A 17,109-nucleotide genomic window follows, 5' to 3' on the forward strand; every position below is an offset into this window, starting at 1 on the left:
CTAATGAAACAAACAAAGCTTTGCCCTTAGGTCGTAGCGATGGTTGCATTGAATTGTCGCAGACGAGCGATCCAGCGCTCCATACATTCATCAGTGCCATCTAACTCCACCAGTACGGTAACCTTATGACTTGAAGGGGAAAATTCAGTTCGGTTTTCTTGAGCATGGATAACAGATAAAGTACCCTGTGCCTCCTCATCTAGGTTGTACGTGTAGAACTGGTCTAAGCTCATACCAAAGACACCCGCAATACGTTGAAGGACATCAATCTTGGGCTTGACATCACCTCGTTCATATCGGGCAATGGCACTGTAATCTTTTCCTACCCGTTCACCAACCTGTGACTGAGATAACTTAGCCCGAATGCGCAGTAAACGAAGCTTTTCTGAAAGTTCCATGGTCTGTTTCTACATCAAGTGAAAAATATTCAATTGATCACCAGATAGTTATAGAAAATCTTCTTTATAATTATACCAAAAACATTGCACATTGCGTTAAAAATGCATCATATTGCAATGAAAACAAGGCTTATATTTTATGTTAATTTTGCATAATTAGTTAATTTATTCTTATTTCCTTTATTCCCTTTATGCTATGCCACTAGAGTAAGCAGGTAAGTAAAGTTCCAGCCAGTTGCCATATTTGTTACTATCCATTATCCTATCAGGCAGCATTGACTAAAACTGGTAGCTTCTTTATATAGGCTCTACCGGAGAACTTTCACTTAGATTGTCACAGTACAGGACCTACGGCTATATCCAACAACTGGATCAGGCTTAAGCCATCCTGAACTATGGGTTATTCTTCTGTGAACTTGCAGCGATTTACTCTTTGGCACTTGTCTTCTGCTCTGCCCTTTGGGGTATGAGAAGTGGCCCGGGGCGGGAATTGGGTGCCTTTCGGTATCTAGTTCCCGCTTTTGGTCCCTACCGGCCTGCTTACTAACACACCATGTAATTTTACTAGAGGACCAACTCTCCATTTAGAGCTGACGTGGTTAGGTCGCTATCTATTACTTTTTGCACCTCAAGTTGTGCCTTACTACTGTATTATAAGGTTAAGTATCCCATTTATAAATTCTGAAGCTCCCTACAGTAGCTGTGTCCGCGGGCGAATTACGCTAAATAAGAGGATCTCAGGGGCCAACTAGACTTCTCTTATTGTAAGCAACAATACTTCAAGCCATAAGAAGCATAAGCAGGCTGCTGCCTTCCACCCTACATATTTATTGAAGTCTACTTTTTATATTCCTATCGCTATGTTCCAACCTCCTGCTTGGTTTACGACGGCACGAATTCTCATTGTAGTTTTACTTGAACTCGTTACTCTGTTAGGTCTTCTAGGCTACCGACTATATTGCCTGCTGTATTAGGCTGTTTGATCAGGCTTGCTTGGGCTAGCTAGAAAATGAATGCCAAGGCCGTTCGGCTCTCTATTTCGTGAGCATGTCGGCACACGCTTTGCGCAGGCTAGTGCATGAGCCCGTAGCGTATAGCTTTTTGGAGATTAATGTTGCCGGCCTTAAAGCATTAGTATCTTTTAAGCAGCATCTGCCCAGGTACGGTCGGCTTTATAATCAATAGAAGGCTATAAAGACGTGAATGACTTTCTGACCCCATTATTAGCGATTTGACTGTTCCCCCTATGTGACCTATCGTCCCAATATCCTCGGCGAACTACCGCACGCCCTGAATTATGGACCGTATTTCACACGGGTCTCTTCATACCTAACCCAGATACAGTTTATGCTTATTCCTCTGCTGCCGCAGGCTACTAAGCACTAGTTCGGCTATGCGAACAAACTTTGGGCGACAGCTACTTGGAACTGGCTACTTACGATAGACCACTACCAGCAGCCACTAAAAGGACAGGCTCAGATATACTTGGTGGACTATGTAACGGTAACAAGGTAGGAACGAGCAGTTGTGTTTCCGCTTCTCTTTGCTATCCTTCCCATTATGAAAGAAACGCTCATACTAACGTACTTGCAAGCCCATTTTCTATTACAGGCACTGCATCAGTGGCTCGAGGACATACGTCTACCTAGTGGGAACAGGCCTCCTTTGTCTGCTCTCCAAGCGGTTAGTGCTGAAGTGATATTGCCTAAGCTTACCGGACGATTGCATCGTCAGTTATTGCTCCACCATGTGCGGGCGGAGGGCCGAGACATGGCATCTCTGTCCTTACCCCTATCCTTGGCTGAAATGATAGCCGTATTTCGGTGTATTCCAGTAGTGGACGCCACCCCCGAGCTGGGAGCCGTCATGTTCTTATTGAGCCAGCTGTTATTGAAGTATGAACCGTATGTAGCGCTATAATAGTCAGCCCCGCACCCTAAGTACTCAGTACCCATTCTCACCTCACCCGTAAACCAATGGGGCGCCTATGTCTGGTGCAAGGGCACCTTGTTGGTTTTACGTATGCTTCTCAACTACGGAACATACCATTACCCGTCAATTTCTTTGCTGGGTGGACCCAAGACGTCGATAATTTGTGCAATTTCGTTGGCCCTCAATATTTTACGGCGACCAAAGTGAAGGCCCGCTTCTAACAGCCAACGGCGTAACGTGTCCGGGGCACAATTATACCAGCCGGCAATCTGACTTTTGGTGGCAGAGGTAATTTTCATATAGTGATAACGGTAAGATATAGAAGCAGCTACGGATAAGGATATAGTAGTAGCACGAAGATAAACAAGTTTGGGTACCAGCTACTTCATACTGAACCAATAAAAATCAAGCGTATCGCTTAAATACAATGTGTAAGCCTCAATACCCGACTAAACGAGCTTATAGCTGGAATTTGATAGGCACCTTGCAAGTTAATAGGCCATAGATCCTCTATGGTTTGATTCTATAGTTTACTTATAATTATATCATATATTAAATTATTTATATTATGTGTAAAGTTATATTAATTTCTGGGCATTGTACTAATCAATGCTGTCCAGCAAAGCTCCCCGTGCCTACGTGCGAAAGTCCCAGCAGAGCCCGGGCCTGCTCACATCAACGTGCTGCTTTGCTACCCCATCAGCCCGCCAGCACGTTGATCCCGGTTGTCTTGATTCAGCCGGCAGCTGATCAGGTGCAATAAGGCCGCCCCGATACGACTTGTATATTCTATGAAAAATAGACTATCCTCGCTTTATCGAGGGCTTCGCAACGTGCGAAAAATAATCACCACTCCTCCCCCCGGAGAAGCCGCTCTGCGCTGGCCCCGGCGAAGGCTCTGGTGGATCCTCGGAGTCAGCTGCCTGGTGTGGGGCATTGCTACACTGTTTTCAAATGCTAATGTGCTATGGCATGAATGGGGCTATCTTATTGGCACGCTCAGTATGGCAGGTGCCTGCCTGACATTCAATCTCTTACTTTGGCGAATTTATCATCGACGCGGTGACTTGCGCCCGGTACGAACCGCACTCGTGCTGGTAGGAATCCTCTTTTCCCTGCTGACAGTCGGGCGTATGCTGCATATTACCACACTATTCACGGGAATGTGGTCCCCTGTGGGGAGCTTAATCAGCTTGGTGACCGGTTTACTAGCGTTAGTTGCCGTTGTGTTAGCTTTTTCCGCTGAGCAATACGCCATGCAACTTCCTCGCCTCGCTGATTTGCAGGCTGCTACGGAAGAGCTAGTAGAAGCCCGGGCCCTGTTGCAGCTGCGGGAGAATTTAAGTTTGGAAGGCATGTTCATCAGTGCCGATGCGACCATCTTGGAGGCGAACGCAGCCGCTTACAAAATCCTGCAGTACGATCAGAGTAAGCATGAATTGATCGGGATGCGCGCCGTGCAGCTGTTGCACGATGACGACTATCATATTGCCTATCAGCACTTATTGCGCAATGATACGAGTCCTTACGTCATACGGGCCCTGACTAAGACGGGCGCCGTTGTATACCTGCAAGTAGTAGGCTCGAATTTCTGCCGTCAGAATAACGATGTGGTACGGGTAACCAGCTTTCGTGATGTAAGCCTGGAGCGGCATTATCTGCAGCAGCTTACGCCTCTCCCCGATATCAACGATAAACTAACCCAAGAGCTGGCCGAGTTACGATCGTACTTCATGGGCTCATCTCATTCCTCATTTTTGCCTCATGCAGCCGCGCCCCGCTGATGTCGTCCGCAGGCAGGTGCTACTGACTAGTATCCTCCCCAGTGGGGATCAGGTATTTGATAAGGTATGGGAAAGTACCGCCGTAGGTGGGCTGCTGCTGCTGGTAACGGCCTTGGTATGTGCCGTCTGCTGGACCCTGTACAAGGAACTAAAAGCTGAGCGGGAAGCCCACCGCTTGGCCAGCCTCCAGAAGGATGAGCAACTAGAAAAACTCAATGAGCGCTTCCGAAACGAAATGGTGGCCACCCGTCAGGTTACCGAAGGCCTGATTCGACAACTTGAAGAATTACAGGCTGAAGTCAAGCACAACAATATGCGCCCGGAGTTCAACCAAGGCCTGATGCAACTCAAAAACGGACTGCGCGCCCTCGGGGAAGAGCACGGCCTGAAAGCCAGTCAAATGAACATGGACAACGGAGTTGTATTCGATCATTAATCATATCTGATTACCAAGCTATTACCCCACTTTATTTTATCTCTTATCCTGTTTTTTTATGCATTCTTTTTTTAGACAATTCAATTTTCATCCGGGGGAAATGCGGGCTTTATGGCGCCGCTTCCAGGAGTGGTTTAAGCTTTTTCAGAAGCGTTGGAACGACTGGCCTTTGGTACTTGGCGCAGTAGTGCTATTCCTGGCCGTGCCCTATTGGCTGCGTCGCTATCTGGACCCCGAGGCCCGGGCCTTTCCCGTGGACTATCTGAATGTGCTGCCTACTTCCCTGCTGTACTTTGTGTACGCCTCCGCAGTAGCCTACACGATGTTCCGCCTCCAGTTCCCCGATCTGTTTTCGGACTTTATCCGGTGTCTGGAGAAGGATCTGCTAGACCTGCCCGAGCCGTCGGTCTACCATCTGGACAAAGATTACTACGACCGTAAAAACGCACAGGCATGGCGACTCTTCAAAACTTCCCTTACTATCTTGTTCTGCTACTTCTTTGGCACCCTGCTGCTGGAGATAGCCGTCCTGATTATCAGCTAAGCCCTTTATCGCGCACGGTGGTCACTCTGCCGGCTCCCCAGCGGCTGCGGGTAGTGTACCTAAGTCAGGTGGGAGTGCGTGAGGCTACCGGTCGCAACGACGGGGCCCGGGTAGAAGCGTATCTGCGGGAAATCGGGCTGCCAAAAGGCTACCAATGGTGCTCCGCCTTTTGCGTGTGGTGCTTTCGGCAAGCTGGCATTAAGGCTCCCAGCTACGGTATGGCCCGCAGTTGGTTTACGCCGGCTCGCCTGCTCTACCGGCAGGGCTGGGAACAGCGGCCTGCGGAGCTAGGTCATGGGAACCTCCGTCGCCGCCACGCCCCCCGTCTGTTGCCCCAACCCGGCGATTTGGTCGGCTACCGATTTAGTGGCTCTGTGGCCATCAACCACGTGGGCTTTCTGGACAGTGACTGGGGCAGCGGTCCGAGCGTAACCACGGTGGAGGGGAATACCAACCTGGTGGGCTCGCGCACGGGCAACGGGGTCTGGCGCAACATCCGTCACAAACGCATGATTTATGCCCTGGCTCGTCATCCTTAAGGCGTGGCTGCGCCCCCGGCTACTACCGCTCGTCCTGCTGGTAGTCGGTCTGCTCCTATTGTTGCAACTGCTGCTCGACGGCTGCCAACGGCGTACTCAGCGTCGGTTGGCGCAGGCCCAACTCGCCACGTGGCGTCTCGTCCTGCTCGACTCCGTACTGCAGGCGCAGCAAGCGCAGGAGCGCCACCGCTACGACAGCCTGGAGCAGGCACTGCGCCGGCAATTACTTTTTCAGCAACAACGCTCTCAAGAACTTCAACGTCGTGAACAACAACTGGAAACGCAGTATCGCGCTGGTCGCGTGGTGCTGCCTAAGCTGTAGCGCTTTCGCCCAACTCGTACCTGACTCCACGCAACTGCAGCGGCGAGTGGTCGGGCAGCCCTTTCCGTTTCAGAGCGGAGTAGCCCTGGAATTGGGGCTGTACCGGCGTTTACAGCAGCACACAGAGGTAGCGCAGATGCTGCTCACCAGCAAAGAGGAGCGTCTGCGAACCCTCAACAACCAGCTACAGCTGAGCCAGCGGCTCTACGCGGAAGCCACCCAGCGCCTGCAAGCGGTGGAGGCCACAAACACCCGCCAGGATGCCACCATTGACGCGTTGTCCAAGGCGTATGCCCAGGCGCAGCAGCAGGCAGCCAAGCGGCGCTGGCAGGTGCTGACGCCGGCTACGGGGCTGGCCGCGGTGGCTGGGCTCCTCGTAGGTGCGCTGGTACTCCGGTAAGTCTCACTTTCCATTAGGTTAATAAATGCCCCGCTGACTATTGGCGGGGCATTCTCATCTATACTACCTCTCATTATTCTATGACCCTATCATTCTACAAGGTTCTTCCATTGGAAGCGAACCTCCGTGCTACTCCGCGCCTGCTTCCGACTAATGTTTTAACCCAACTCCAGCAGGGCCAGCTGGTACAGCGCCTACCGGCAGCCGTCAATCAGCCTAGTGGTTGGTTGCACGTGCGAGTTGAAGGAATGGGTGGCAGCGGTCCGGTGGAGGGATTCGTCAAGGCCTTTCTATTGCAAAAAGCGCCTAGCGTGCTTCCCCCCAGCGCTGCCGTATTGCCGGCGGTGACCGTGCCTCCGGCTCGCCTCATACCGCCGGGGCCAGTTACGCGGACTCAGACGGAGGGGCGGGCATTCTCGCTTCAGGAGGCGGGGCAGCCGGGGCGTCCGGGGCCAACGGCTGCCGACAAAGTGCGGCAACTCACCCGTATTCTGGAGTTTTTAGACGTGGAGCACTCGGTGCGCTACCGACCAGGTAAAGGTCTAACCTACTGTAATATATACGCCCACGACTACTGTCACTTGGCCGGTGCTTATCTGCCCCGGGTATGGTGGCGGCCCACGGCCCTGGCCCAGCTGCTTGCTGGTACGCCCGTATCGGCTCAGTACGGTACTACGGTAGTGGAGTTGAACGCTAACAGCTTGTATAATTGGCTGGAGGAGTGTGGATCTATCTTTGGGTGGCGGCGCACCTTCTCGACGACGGAACTACAAGCGGGGGCCAATGCCGGGCAGGTAGCCCTGATTTGTGGGCAGCGCACCGAGTTGAACCAGCCGGGCCACATCTGCGCTGTAGTGCCCGAGCTGCCGCGTTACCCTGCCGCCCGCCACGGAACGGAGGTAACTATTCCGCTGCAAAGCCAAGCCGGGGCCCGCAATTTCCGTTATGGGGGCTACGCTTGGTGGAAGGGCCGGCAGTTTGCCCGTTTTGGGTTCTGGCTTCACGACTAACCATTCATTCCCCGATTAGCTTCTGGAGCAAGACAAAAAAGGCCCCGCTACCCTAGCTTCGCTTTAGCCACATCTTACTGAGAAAGCGCTGGCTCATGAGCCAGCGCTTTTTCCCTTGCTAGCCAGGGGGTTATTTTGTGCGAAGGAGCGCTTAGTAACGCACTACCTGCTTTGGGCTCTCATGCGTGTGGTTGTGCAGATAGCATCACGCTTGAAGCAGTGGGCAGTTGAACAGCAGGCCGTTTTAACTCAGCGCCTAGGGGTACAAGCCTTTGCTTTGGGTTTGCAGAGCGACGAATTGATTGGCAACAGGACGGAATCAATCGGGCTCGTATCATTCAACAGAGTTTCTGGCAACCGGAGGTGATACAACCAAGTGGAATTTGCGCGAAGGGGCATGGCAAGACAGCGCGCACAAGAAATGTACTGCTGGCGATGACCTAGTTATTTGAGTAGCTTTTCAGGCTACTGAAGAGCATATCGATAGCTTACTGTTGGAGGCCTGCACCTACCTTGGCACCAGTAAAGCAACTGATTTACAGTTGCTTTACTGGCGTCGACCACACTAGCCCTAAGTTGGGGGATACTAGCCCCTGGTTGACGAGCCTAGCCGGCCCCAAGGTACAAACACGCCGCCGGTGGGGCATATGCTCAAGCTGCCCGGTACCAAATGGAGTGTGAGTCCACTGCCGGGCAGCGCCAAACTGATGAGAAATCCTCATGCCACCCCAACAAACCGCCTAAAAAAAGCGCCGACCCATTGGCCGGCGCTTTCTAAGATTTAAGTAAGGGCAAGCCCGGTAGGTTGGGGCTTTCAGAAGCTACGCGGGGCGGCTAGTTTCCTAGTAAGAACACCTGCACCCCGGCCGGGGTAGCTCCAACCCCTCAACCTAGATGTTGAGCACGAGCACGCCGGTTGTGCGACTTTCGCTTACATGCACTTTGGTGGCGGGCGGAACGCTCGTCGCATAGCTGGTTTGCACAAACCCGGCGCTGAACAGCTTGGCGTCCGTTGTACCGCGCACCACTACCGGCTTTCGAGCTCCGCCTCGGCCTGGCCCGACTTCTGGCGGCGGGCATGCTTGTGGGCCAGCTCTGAGTGGAGCCAGGCCTTCACCATCTAGTGCCCGTTCGGCTGCAGGTAACATTACCAGTAATATTTCGGGCTCTAATGCCCAAAACCCACGTCGGATAGAGGAGAGTTAAATAAAATTGCTTTGCATCGTCCCTATTGATTAGGTAGATGCAAAGCAATTCAGGTTTTATACCCTAGAATAGGACAGGGTAGCGGTAGTTAGACGGCCTTTACCAGAGCTGTGCTGGTGGGCCGCTCCTGGTAGGTGCCGCCCTCAGGCGTGTAGCCGACGACGGTACGCTGGCTGGTGGAGTTTACTACGGTGCCAGGGTAAACCGGGCCCATGCTGGTAAACTGAAACGTAACGGCCTGTCCAGGTGAAAACGGGGTAGCGGTTGCTGTGGGCATGGGGGTAGTTAAAAAAATGAAAAAAGAATAGAAGAAGTACAAAAATGCGCCTGGTGAGAACGCAGCAGTAGGACACGGTTAGGAAGTAAACCGCTCCGCGATACGGTAACATTGTATTACCACGGAGGAGGGCACCCCGTCCGGTCCGGCCATGGCCATGTACACGCGGCGGAATTTTAGGTAATGCCCCCTTTGGGCGTTCAGCGTGATTACTTCCTCCACGTCGCCCACCAACTGGTCGGTATATGCATTTGCAGCCAGCCCGACCTTAAACTGCACCGTGTCGTTGTCGGCCGCCCGAACGACAAACTCCGGGGGGCACCCATACAGGGCTTGGATAGGCAGGGGCTGGGAGTTCGTTACCACGGCCGTATCAAAGTTGGCTTCGGCCAGCACCATGCCCATCGGTCGCCCGTTTCGCTCTTGAACTCCTGTTAGGCGAAGCTCGCCGGCTAACAGGGTGGCATTGGAATAATTAATACCGCGCAGGTCCTGATTTATGAGCCGGCCGACAAATACTGTATTGCGCGCGTAGTCGGCGTGCGTATTTAAAAAGCCGCCCACAATCGTGGAATTTTCCAGATACCCGATGGTTGAGTTTTCGACTACGCCCAAAATAGTAAGGCCTCGTTGCTGTTCCAGGATAGAATTGATAATCGGGACATTGGCGTACACGTTATACGCCTGGCCGTGCACGGTGAGGCCAACCACAGAATCAAACCGGCAGGAACTAAACCCAGCGCCGGGTAGGCAAATCAGATTTTCGGCCTTCGTTATCGTAGTTCCGCCGGCTACCCCTATATGGTTATGGCCGCGCGCGACCCTTAGGGTTAAACCAGACGCTCCATAATCTGGGTATAACATGTTCTCCAGCGTAACGCTGTTGGTGTACAGGAACCGATTGTCCGCCAGCGTGATAGAGATTTCTGCTGGGTCATATCCGCGGCCAAACGTCGTCTGGCGCTTGGTTTTTCCGGTCAGGGCGTAGCCGTAGGGTAGCGGCGTCGTGGGTTCCAGGCCGTAGCCGGTGCTCGGGCCATACAGTCCAGGGTAATTCATTTCTACGCGGGGCCAGCTCACAAAACGCCAGTCGTAATTAATGGCAATGTTGCGCTGCAGGTTGTTGCGGGCCAGAATCCGCGGGGCCACAGTAAAGCCCGGTACGGCGATGTCATAGTAGAAATCGGTCAGGTCGTCGCCGGTGAACGTCAGGGCCTGAAGCTCAATGCGAATGAGGTTGGCCGCCTGGTCCACGACGGTATAGGGTAGCTCCTTTGTCGCAGTGGCATTATAGAGAATCAGCTTGTACTTGTTGCCTACGGGGTCAAACACGGATTCGTAGGGTAACTCCCCGTACCAGTTGTCGCGCTCCAGGGTAATGAGTGTATAGCCGGGCTGCTGGTCCACCAGCTCGGGCGTGTAGCCGTAGCCGGCGTATTGGCTGCTGACGAACACCCCGCCATCGTTGGTGTAAGGCAACTGCTCCCCCCATGCATCGCTCACGAGCTGGGTTTCGAGCGTATTGGTATTGACGGCCCGTACGCTCATGTACTCCGCGGGGTACGCGGTTCGGCGGAAACGGCGAATTTGTTCTTCGGTGAGAGCGTACTTGTCCAGCACCAACTGACCAGCAATGACGTTTTGGCCGTCGAAATACTCGCCGTAGTAGACAAAATGGTAGGTGCAGCCGGGTACTAGCTCATTGGCGTAGGCCAGCGTCTGCACGGCGTTCCAGTCGTCCACGTACACGTCGCGGGCCGGCGCGGGGGTGGTGTCTGGAGTAGGTTCGGGGCCGCTGCCACCCGTAGGACTTGTGCTGCCTTGGCCCACGATAAACGGCACCAGGCCCGGTAGCACCGTGCCGTTACCGTCTTGCACGTCCACGCCAACAAAGCGCTGCTCCGCCGAGTCGTATTTTATCTGCACCAGATAGCCCAGGTTCGGCGCGTTGCTACTCAAAGCATACGGCGTATTCGGCGTGTCTTGAATAAGCGTAAGCGCTACGTCAGTTTTAAGCGTCGCAGTGATTGTATGGCCATACGGATGCAAAAACCCGACAATCAATACCTTGTCTAGGCTATCTAAGCCTAAGTGGTCCCGGAGACTACCCGCGGTGAGGCTCACCTCGTCGCTGTCAACAAATGTCCCCGTGGCGGAATCGTACAACCGGATGGGATTCAGCTCCGCCGTCCAGATTTCCCGCGTCGTGCTGGTGGGCCCGCCCGATATGCGTTCCTTATACACGTAGGTTACCAGTGATTCTATTGTCCGTGGGCCGGTTGCCTGAACGATGAAGGACTCAGAGTAGAACTTTTCTATCGTGTTCGGGTCCGCTCCAGTGGATACGTCGTCGGCATCCACGACCTCGTAAAAGTCACCCACCGTCAGCCCCGGTGCTTTCGCTAAGCTGAGAAAATCCGCCCGGCTCATGCGGGTCAAAGTGGTATTATTGCTGCCGCCCGTTGAATTACCCGTAATAGCCACGCCTCCGACTTTCAGCGAGTCAAATTCCGCCGACTTGCCGCGCAGGTGAACCTTCGTTGCATCTAACTCCCCCAAAGTATAGGAATTGCCTTTCAGAATAAACCGATAGCTTTCCGGTACCCTTATATCGTTCGGGTTATAGAAGTAGAAACTAGTTTTTGTAGGGTCATATTGTCCTTCCGCGTTGTACAATGCTTCATACAACTCATCGTTGGGGTAGCCATACTGTCGCTGGGAAATAAACAAATCCAGGGCGGCGACATACAGGTACAAGGGTAGGCCCACCCGGCTAGGGTCTTTGGGGTTGTAAGCCGATACCTCGTCCAGTTGGAATCCACCGCCGTTGTAGGTTCTGTCAGCCTCCGTGAGAGTCTTGTATGCAGCAGGAGTCGCGGGGTTATACCCAGGTGAAACGATCGGATCCGTGTTCAGGGTATAAATGTTGAGGGGGTAGTAGCCACCACTCATCACATAGGCGTCAGCTGCCTTGCTCAGTACGGTAAGCGCCTCGATATGCTGTTTAAAGCCCTGTCCCGAAACCATGTCCCCATAGGTAGCCTCCCCATCCGCATCCGTGCGTTCAAACAAGCCGCCTAGTGCCAGGTAAAAAACGCCTTTTTTTACCGGTTGTCGCGTTTCAACGGGCGTCCCACCTATTGTGCGGTAGAGCGGCTTAAACCCTTCGATAATGCTACCCTCACTGCCGGCTCCACCGCCGCCCGTGTCCCGAACGACAACTGCTTCCCAGTCTCCGCTGAACGGGTCGATGCTGCTGACGTTCGCAGCTACGCCCAGGTACTTGAACAACCCTCGGGAGTCATAGTAGAACTTGCCGGGCTCTACATACATCGTCCCGGCTTCAGGGTCGTTTTCGTACCTTAGCAGGGTACTAGTAGCCGTAAGGTCTATCCAGTAACTGTTGTCCGCCAACTTTGCTAGCTTCTCCGCTACCGTTGTGGCCCGTCCTTCAGTCATGAAGTAGTCAGCAATTTGTAACTGCTTTTTCTTCCATAGAGTAGGCTCGCCTTCTATTACCGTCACTTCCATTCCGAGGCGGCGCTGGCCACTACCTAAGCCGTCAGTGTGCAGATCTTCACTAATGGGTAGTGCATACAGAGCATCCAGATTAGGTACTTGTTCATTATAACCGGGGTTGCCTGCTGGGCCAGTTCCTTCGGTACGGCCATACAGTTCCGTAACGAGTGTACTCAAAAAGCCCCGTACCTCAGCAGCTTTAGTTTTTCCGCCTGTGCGGACAGCGAGTTCTAACTCCTGTTGGAGTTCAGCTTGTGTTTTAGATGACATGATATAGTTATAATAATTGTAAAGGACCAGTTAGTATTAAAGGCGGCATTCTCGGATTGCAAAAAATAGCAACGTGTGTTGTATAACGTACATGTAAAACGTTTAACAAATTTTAATTGAGGTAGCATTACATTATGAATACTACCCCAACTAATCGGTAAATTGATTTTAATCCCGCCGCAACAGCTTTACCGTCATTCCAGCGCCAATTTCGGCTTCGAAACCATCCAGGTACATGTACATCCGAATGCGTTAACCAGCAGTCAGGTGCAGGGCGCGCACATTCAGTAGACCTTTGCGATTTGTGCCATTGATGGGCAAGACGCCTGTCCAGGCAAACCAGAACCCATCCGCGTTATCAGGGCCGCTGCTGAGACCATATGACCGGCCCGCTGTCCCGTGGCCGTCGTGTTGTAACCGGTTGGCGGGCGCCAAGACAAGGCTAAGGCCGCAGGCAGGGCACCTGACACTGCTCTAGGTAACTTGCCTGCCGGGAGGCAGGTACAAAGTGAATCCAGGGAGTTGTTAAATAATCTTTACATAATCAACGATAACATATTTATCGCTGCTGTTGGGGTCATTGGTGATACGCACGTAATAATAGCGAGTAGAACTTGGTAATGGTAAGATGTGTGGACCGAACGCAGGTACTACACCTAAATTCGACCACGTAGTACTTCCAACTTCACGTATTTGAAATAGGGAAGCGGTTGGTGCTGGATCTGTACCATGATTTACCTCAAGCGCGTTTCCCTTTACTGGTAAATCTAATGTAGCGGTTGCAACAACGCCCGGGTCGAGGTAATAACAAGCACCATTTATATATTCGCCTGCATAATATAGCCACAACCCGTTGTATTGCCACCGTGTGTTTTCGTCCCATGCCTCACCTATTGTATAATGAGGTATTATAGGCGCAGCGGTTAATTTATTGCTATAGTAGGTTGTAACCATATAATTAAGTATTTAGAATTGCAATTGAATAGGTGACGTTACTTGTTCTCGTAACCATTAAATATTTCCAGTAACAACAGTAAATATGACGTAACTGCGACACCGTTTTTCAAAATCTGCACTAGCACTTCTGATTTTTGTGACCAACGCATAGATTGCGGCCGCTCGGTTTGAGTAACGAGTTGTCCGGCGCTGCATTACGATGCCAGGGTTACAACCGCCGTGCTGGCGGCGGTAGTGCGAGCAATGAGCAGCTCCAGCGTGTCCCCAACAGCGACAGTGAAAGGCAAGGCTACGCCGGTGCCATTCAGCCGGTACCTGACGTTAGCGACGTTCTGAGTTTGCTGGCTTTGGTAAGTTGCCGCCTGATTCGACCCCATCGTGCGGGTAACATCGTCGGTGAAACCAGCCTCAAACACAAACTCCAGTATGAAGCCACTACCTCCTGTCGCACTGATAGTACCGTCTGAAGCTATGTTAATACCTGTACCTTGCTTTACACCACCGAGTGTCGTGATGGTAGCAGCGGGCAGCGAGTACGGAACTGCATTCTGCAGGCCGGCCAGCTTCGTCTTCTCAGCTGAGGTAAAGTCCTCCTGGCTAAGTCCTTTGCCCGCCACTTTGTCTACTTTGCTGTCCTCGACTACGCTCACGCGGTTTCTGAGCGCGCTATCGTCATAGGTTGTGCCTCCTCCCGAACCACCGGTTACTTCCACGCCATCTACTGCAAGTTTCCCAGTGTTGGTAACGCTGACTTCATGTCGGCTTCCACTTGCCGAGACCATGGAAATAGTCCCCCCGTTTTTGAAGAGGTAAAGGCGCGGAACGAACACCATTTCATCAATACTCGGGGCTTTAAAGTTATAGCCCCCAATAAGGGCGGAATACCGTCCGTTTAGGTCGTTATAGGCCCCCCCTACGGTAGCAGAGGCATAGCCGTTTAAATTGGTCCACTCACCCCCCACCATACCGGAGCGTTGGGCATTCAGGTTGTTGAGCACCCCACCGACGATGCCACCGAAATAGCCGTTGGTACCGATAACGTTGGTGCCGCCGCCGATAATAGCTCCGGCATATTGGTTTACCTTATTGTTGTCACCACCAATGATAACCGCGTTACCGTTACCGGTAATAGTAGAACGTCCGCTACCACCAATAATGGCGGAACCAGAGGCCTCAATAGTTGCTTGATTCCCGGCGACAATTGTAACAGAGTTTGCCGCTGCACCGGGCTTGACAATCGATACACGTGGGTCGCTGTTGGTAATAAACTTATTGGTCGCGGATGGAATGCCGCTAGTTCCTACCAGCGCGTCCAGCACTTCTTTTGAAAACGTTGTCCCACCCGCCACTAGGCGCATGCCTACGCTGGCTGATAAATGAGAGGCAGCCTGTAACTCATCACTGATATATTCATACAGAATACCTGCGTCGCTATAATAAAAGTGCCCCTTATGATAGGCTGTTACAGCACCGGGCGCTTGATAGTGAATGTGCGACTCTGCTAGGGTAGATAAGTCCGCTAACTTATTTTTCTCAGCAGTGGTAAAGTCTTCGGTGGATAATTGCTTGCCACTTACTTTGTCTACTTTACCAGTTTCAAGGCCGCCAGTGCGAACTTGCAACTCCTGCAGTGCCGACGTCTGCTCGACTGGAACGCTGATTTGCGTGACCACGTGATACAGTCCATTCGTGGAGCTTACCATTTCCCCGACAAAGTGGTTCTGGGCGTGGTCATAGCGCACTTGGATACGAACACTGTGGCCGGCTTGCTCATCCGTGTCCAGCTCCAGGGTTAAGCCTGGGTTTTGCACCAGTTGCGAGGCTTGGTCCCAGTTCAGATAGGCCAGGTGGTAGTGCTCCGGCGCCACGGGTGCCCCCACCTTAAACGCTACTGCTTTGTTAGTTTGGGGTGTTGCATCAGGAGCATTGCCGCGGCCAATCAGCAGTACGTCATGGGTCGTTGTGGTATCCGCAGGCTCTCCGGGCGCGGGGGCATCACCCCCGGCGCGCACAATGCCGAGCACTGTGAAGGTGGCCTGCTCATGGTCGTAGCCGAAGGTGATGTCGTGCTGGTGGCCGTCGCGAGCTTCACTCAACACCACGATCTGGTCCACATCCTGCTGCACCAGCTGGCGCACCTGCTCCACCGTAAGGGCGGCCAGGTGGTAGTGGCCGGGGTCATCGAGGGCGTTGACCTGGAACAGAAAGGGTCGGGCGGCTTCTTCGCTCCCAGCCGTGCGCTCGTAGAGTTCTGCTGTGAGGCTAGTGAGGAAAGCCCGCACATCGGCCGCGGTGGTTTTGCCGCCCTGTCCGCCTGTGCGCACGGCGGACATGAGCTCCTGTAGGAGTTCGTCTTTACTTCTAACTGACATAGGATAATGAATAAGTAATATGAATAGAGAAGGAATGAAGGAGCGTATTGCTGCTCACAGTCTGTCAATCCATGCCTTCAACCCACTAAAATGCACTCGCTGCTAGTGAAGGGCCCAAGCGAGGAGGCTTACCTTCCCTTAAATAATATTGAACCGAGGTAGGGTATCTATTGGCCATACCGCAGAAGATAATTTCTCTGAAAAAGCAGTTATTCTCTAGTGCAATTGGTCAAGTGTCACAGCTACACAGTGTTCTCAACCAAGTACAGCATTAGCTTGCCATTATCGAAAATGGCGGACAGAATTGATTGCTGCTATCAAGGGCGAAAATACGGCAGGGACCAGACCTTAACCCAGCATTAATCCAGTTCAACTTCCAAAAGCCGTTGTTATGCATGTGTAGGTTGTAGTGCGGTGTTATGCCGCCAACTCATTTTATCAAGAGGTGTATGTGTGGGTGCGTGCCCACACATATACATGCTAATATCGTTCGCTGGTAACTCGCTCTGAATTGTACATGGTCTATTTCTGATAGATAGCAGTAATTCTCGTCGTAAACGTAGAGAATAAGCGCACCTTGATTTTTAAAGACCGCCGTAATACTTTAGGCGGTGGTATAAAGCAAGGTGATTGAAGTTTCGACATCCAAATCAAAAGGTGCTGAAAAACCCACCAGATACGCCTTCTAATTTGAACGATAAGGGCTCATCACCTCGTTTTATACCACCGCCATATTTTATTGTGCTAGTATATCAGGGTTTTCTTTTGAGACCTATGCTTGTTTCAGATGGATCATAATCGTTTTCATTTATTTCAAGTGTGTCTGCAACTACATAATACTTTAGACCACATGATTTTATGCAAAAAATAGAAGATGTATTTAGGTTCTCTAATATTAGTTCCTCCGTCATTTTTCCTCTTAAGTACTCGTAATCTTCTTCATTGCCTAAAAATATACTTATATCGTCTAGTATTGTAGGTAATTCTATGAAAAATGTTCCAGCAAACAGCAAATCCGTGTTTTTAAACTTGTGATTAACAACTTCTTCTTTCCTTATCAAAAGTATTTTGTGGGCTATTGAGAAATCCAATATTTTGAATCTTCCTTTAAAAAAGGTATTTTCCATGTTTTGGTGATTTATT

The 17,109-nt window shown here is 51.8% G+C and carries 14 protein-coding genes; 7 read left to right on the forward strand and 7 right to left on the reverse strand.

Annotation, left to right across the window (positions count from 1 at the left end):
- Window positions 1–26 precede the first annotated feature (26 nt).
- Both IEW18_RS20130 and IEW18_RS20135 read right to left on the reverse strand, forming a co-directional pair.
- Window positions 27–398 carry a helix-turn-helix domain-containing protein gene (locus IEW18_RS20130; RefSeq protein WP_188559683.1) on the reverse strand — a complete coding sequence of 124 codons (372 nt, stop codon included), beginning with the start codon at window positions 396–398 and terminating at the stop codon, window positions 27–29.
- A gap of 2,048 nt (window positions 399–2,446) precedes the next feature.
- Entirely contained in the window at window positions 2,447–2,629 is a 183-nt protein-coding gene (locus IEW18_RS20135) for a hypothetical protein (protein ID WP_188559684.1), read from the reverse strand.
- Window positions 2,630–3,121: 492 nt separating this feature from the next.
- On the opposite strand from IEW18_RS20135, the gene IEW18_RS20140 reads away from it, so the two are divergent.
- The 7 genes from IEW18_RS20140 to IEW18_RS20170 all read left to right on the forward strand — a co-directional run bounded on the left by IEW18_RS20140 (window position 3,122) and on the right by IEW18_RS20170 (window position 7,365).
- On the forward strand, window positions 3,122–4,114 hold the full coding sequence (locus IEW18_RS20140; protein WP_188559685.1) for a PAS domain-containing protein: 993 nt from the start codon (window positions 3,122–3,124) through the stop codon (window positions 4,112–4,114).
- The gene (locus tag IEW18_RS20145) at window positions 4,095–4,550 is read left to right on the forward strand and encodes a hypothetical protein (protein ID WP_188559686.1); all 456 of its coding nucleotides are present in this window, start codon (window positions 4,095–4,097) and stop codon (window positions 4,548–4,550) included. Before IEW18_RS20140 ends, IEW18_RS20145 begins: the two co-directional genes overlap by 20 nt.
- A 100-nt stretch (window positions 4,551–4,650) precedes the next feature.
- Window positions 4,651–5,094, forward strand: a complete 444-nt coding sequence (locus IEW18_RS20150) for a hypothetical protein (protein WP_188559687.1) — start codon at window positions 4,651–4,653, stop codon at window positions 5,092–5,094.
- Between the two features lie 17 nt (window positions 5,095–5,111).
- Window positions 5,112–5,633 (forward strand): CHAP domain-containing protein, encoded by a 522-nt coding sequence (locus tag IEW18_RS20155; protein WP_188559688.1) that lies wholly within the window; start codon window positions 5,112–5,114, stop codon window positions 5,631–5,633.
- Window positions 5,611–5,955 (forward strand): hypothetical protein, encoded by a 345-nt coding sequence (locus IEW18_RS20160; RefSeq protein WP_188559689.1) that lies wholly within the window; start codon window positions 5,611–5,613, stop codon window positions 5,953–5,955. Before IEW18_RS20155 ends, IEW18_RS20160 begins: the two co-directional genes overlap by 23 nt.
- Window positions 5,956–6,001: 46 nt before the next feature.
- Window positions 6,002–6,355 (forward strand): hypothetical protein, encoded by a 354-nt coding sequence (locus IEW18_RS20165; protein ID WP_188559690.1) that lies wholly within the window; start codon window positions 6,002–6,004, stop codon window positions 6,353–6,355.
- Window positions 6,356–6,825: 470 nt separating this feature from the next.
- On the forward strand, window positions 6,826–7,365 hold the full coding sequence (locus tag IEW18_RS20170) for a hypothetical protein (protein ID WP_188559691.1): 540 nt from the start codon (window positions 6,826–6,828) through the stop codon (window positions 7,363–7,365).
- A gap of 1,294 nt (window positions 7,366–8,659) precedes the next feature.
- On the opposite strand, the gene IEW18_RS20175 is transcribed toward IEW18_RS20170, so the two are convergent.
- The 5 genes from IEW18_RS20175 to IEW18_RS20195 form a co-directional block, all read right to left on the reverse strand.
- Window positions 8,660–8,848 carry a hypothetical protein gene (locus tag IEW18_RS20175; protein WP_188559692.1) on the reverse strand — a complete coding sequence of 63 codons (189 nt, stop codon included), beginning with the start codon at window positions 8,846–8,848 and terminating at the stop codon, window positions 8,660–8,662.
- A 78-nt stretch (window positions 8,849–8,926) separates the two neighbouring features.
- Window positions 8,927–12,307, reverse strand: a complete 3,381-nt coding sequence (locus IEW18_RS20180; RefSeq protein WP_188559693.1) for a hypothetical protein — start codon at window positions 12,305–12,307, stop codon at window positions 8,927–8,929.
- Between the two features lie 855 nt (window positions 12,308–13,162).
- Entirely contained in the window at window positions 13,163–13,591 is a 429-nt protein-coding gene (locus IEW18_RS20185; RefSeq protein ID WP_188559694.1) for a hypothetical protein, read from the reverse strand.
- Between the two features lie 197 nt (window positions 13,592–13,788).
- On the reverse strand, window positions 13,789–15,966 hold the full coding sequence (locus IEW18_RS21815) for a head fiber protein (RefSeq protein WP_229728885.1): 2,178 nt from the start codon (window positions 15,964–15,966) through the stop codon (window positions 13,789–13,791).
- 752 nt (window positions 15,967–16,718) lie between these two features.
- Window positions 16,719–17,093 (reverse strand): hypothetical protein, encoded by a 375-nt coding sequence (locus IEW18_RS20195; protein WP_188559695.1) that lies wholly within the window; start codon window positions 17,091–17,093, stop codon window positions 16,719–16,721.
- Window positions 17,094–17,109: the final 16 nt, after the last annotated feature.

Source organism: Hymenobacter glacieicola, assembly GCF_014640315.1.
GTDB classification, from domain to species: domain Bacteria; phylum Bacteroidota; class Bacteroidia; order Cytophagales; family Hymenobacteraceae; genus Hymenobacter; species Hymenobacter glacieicola.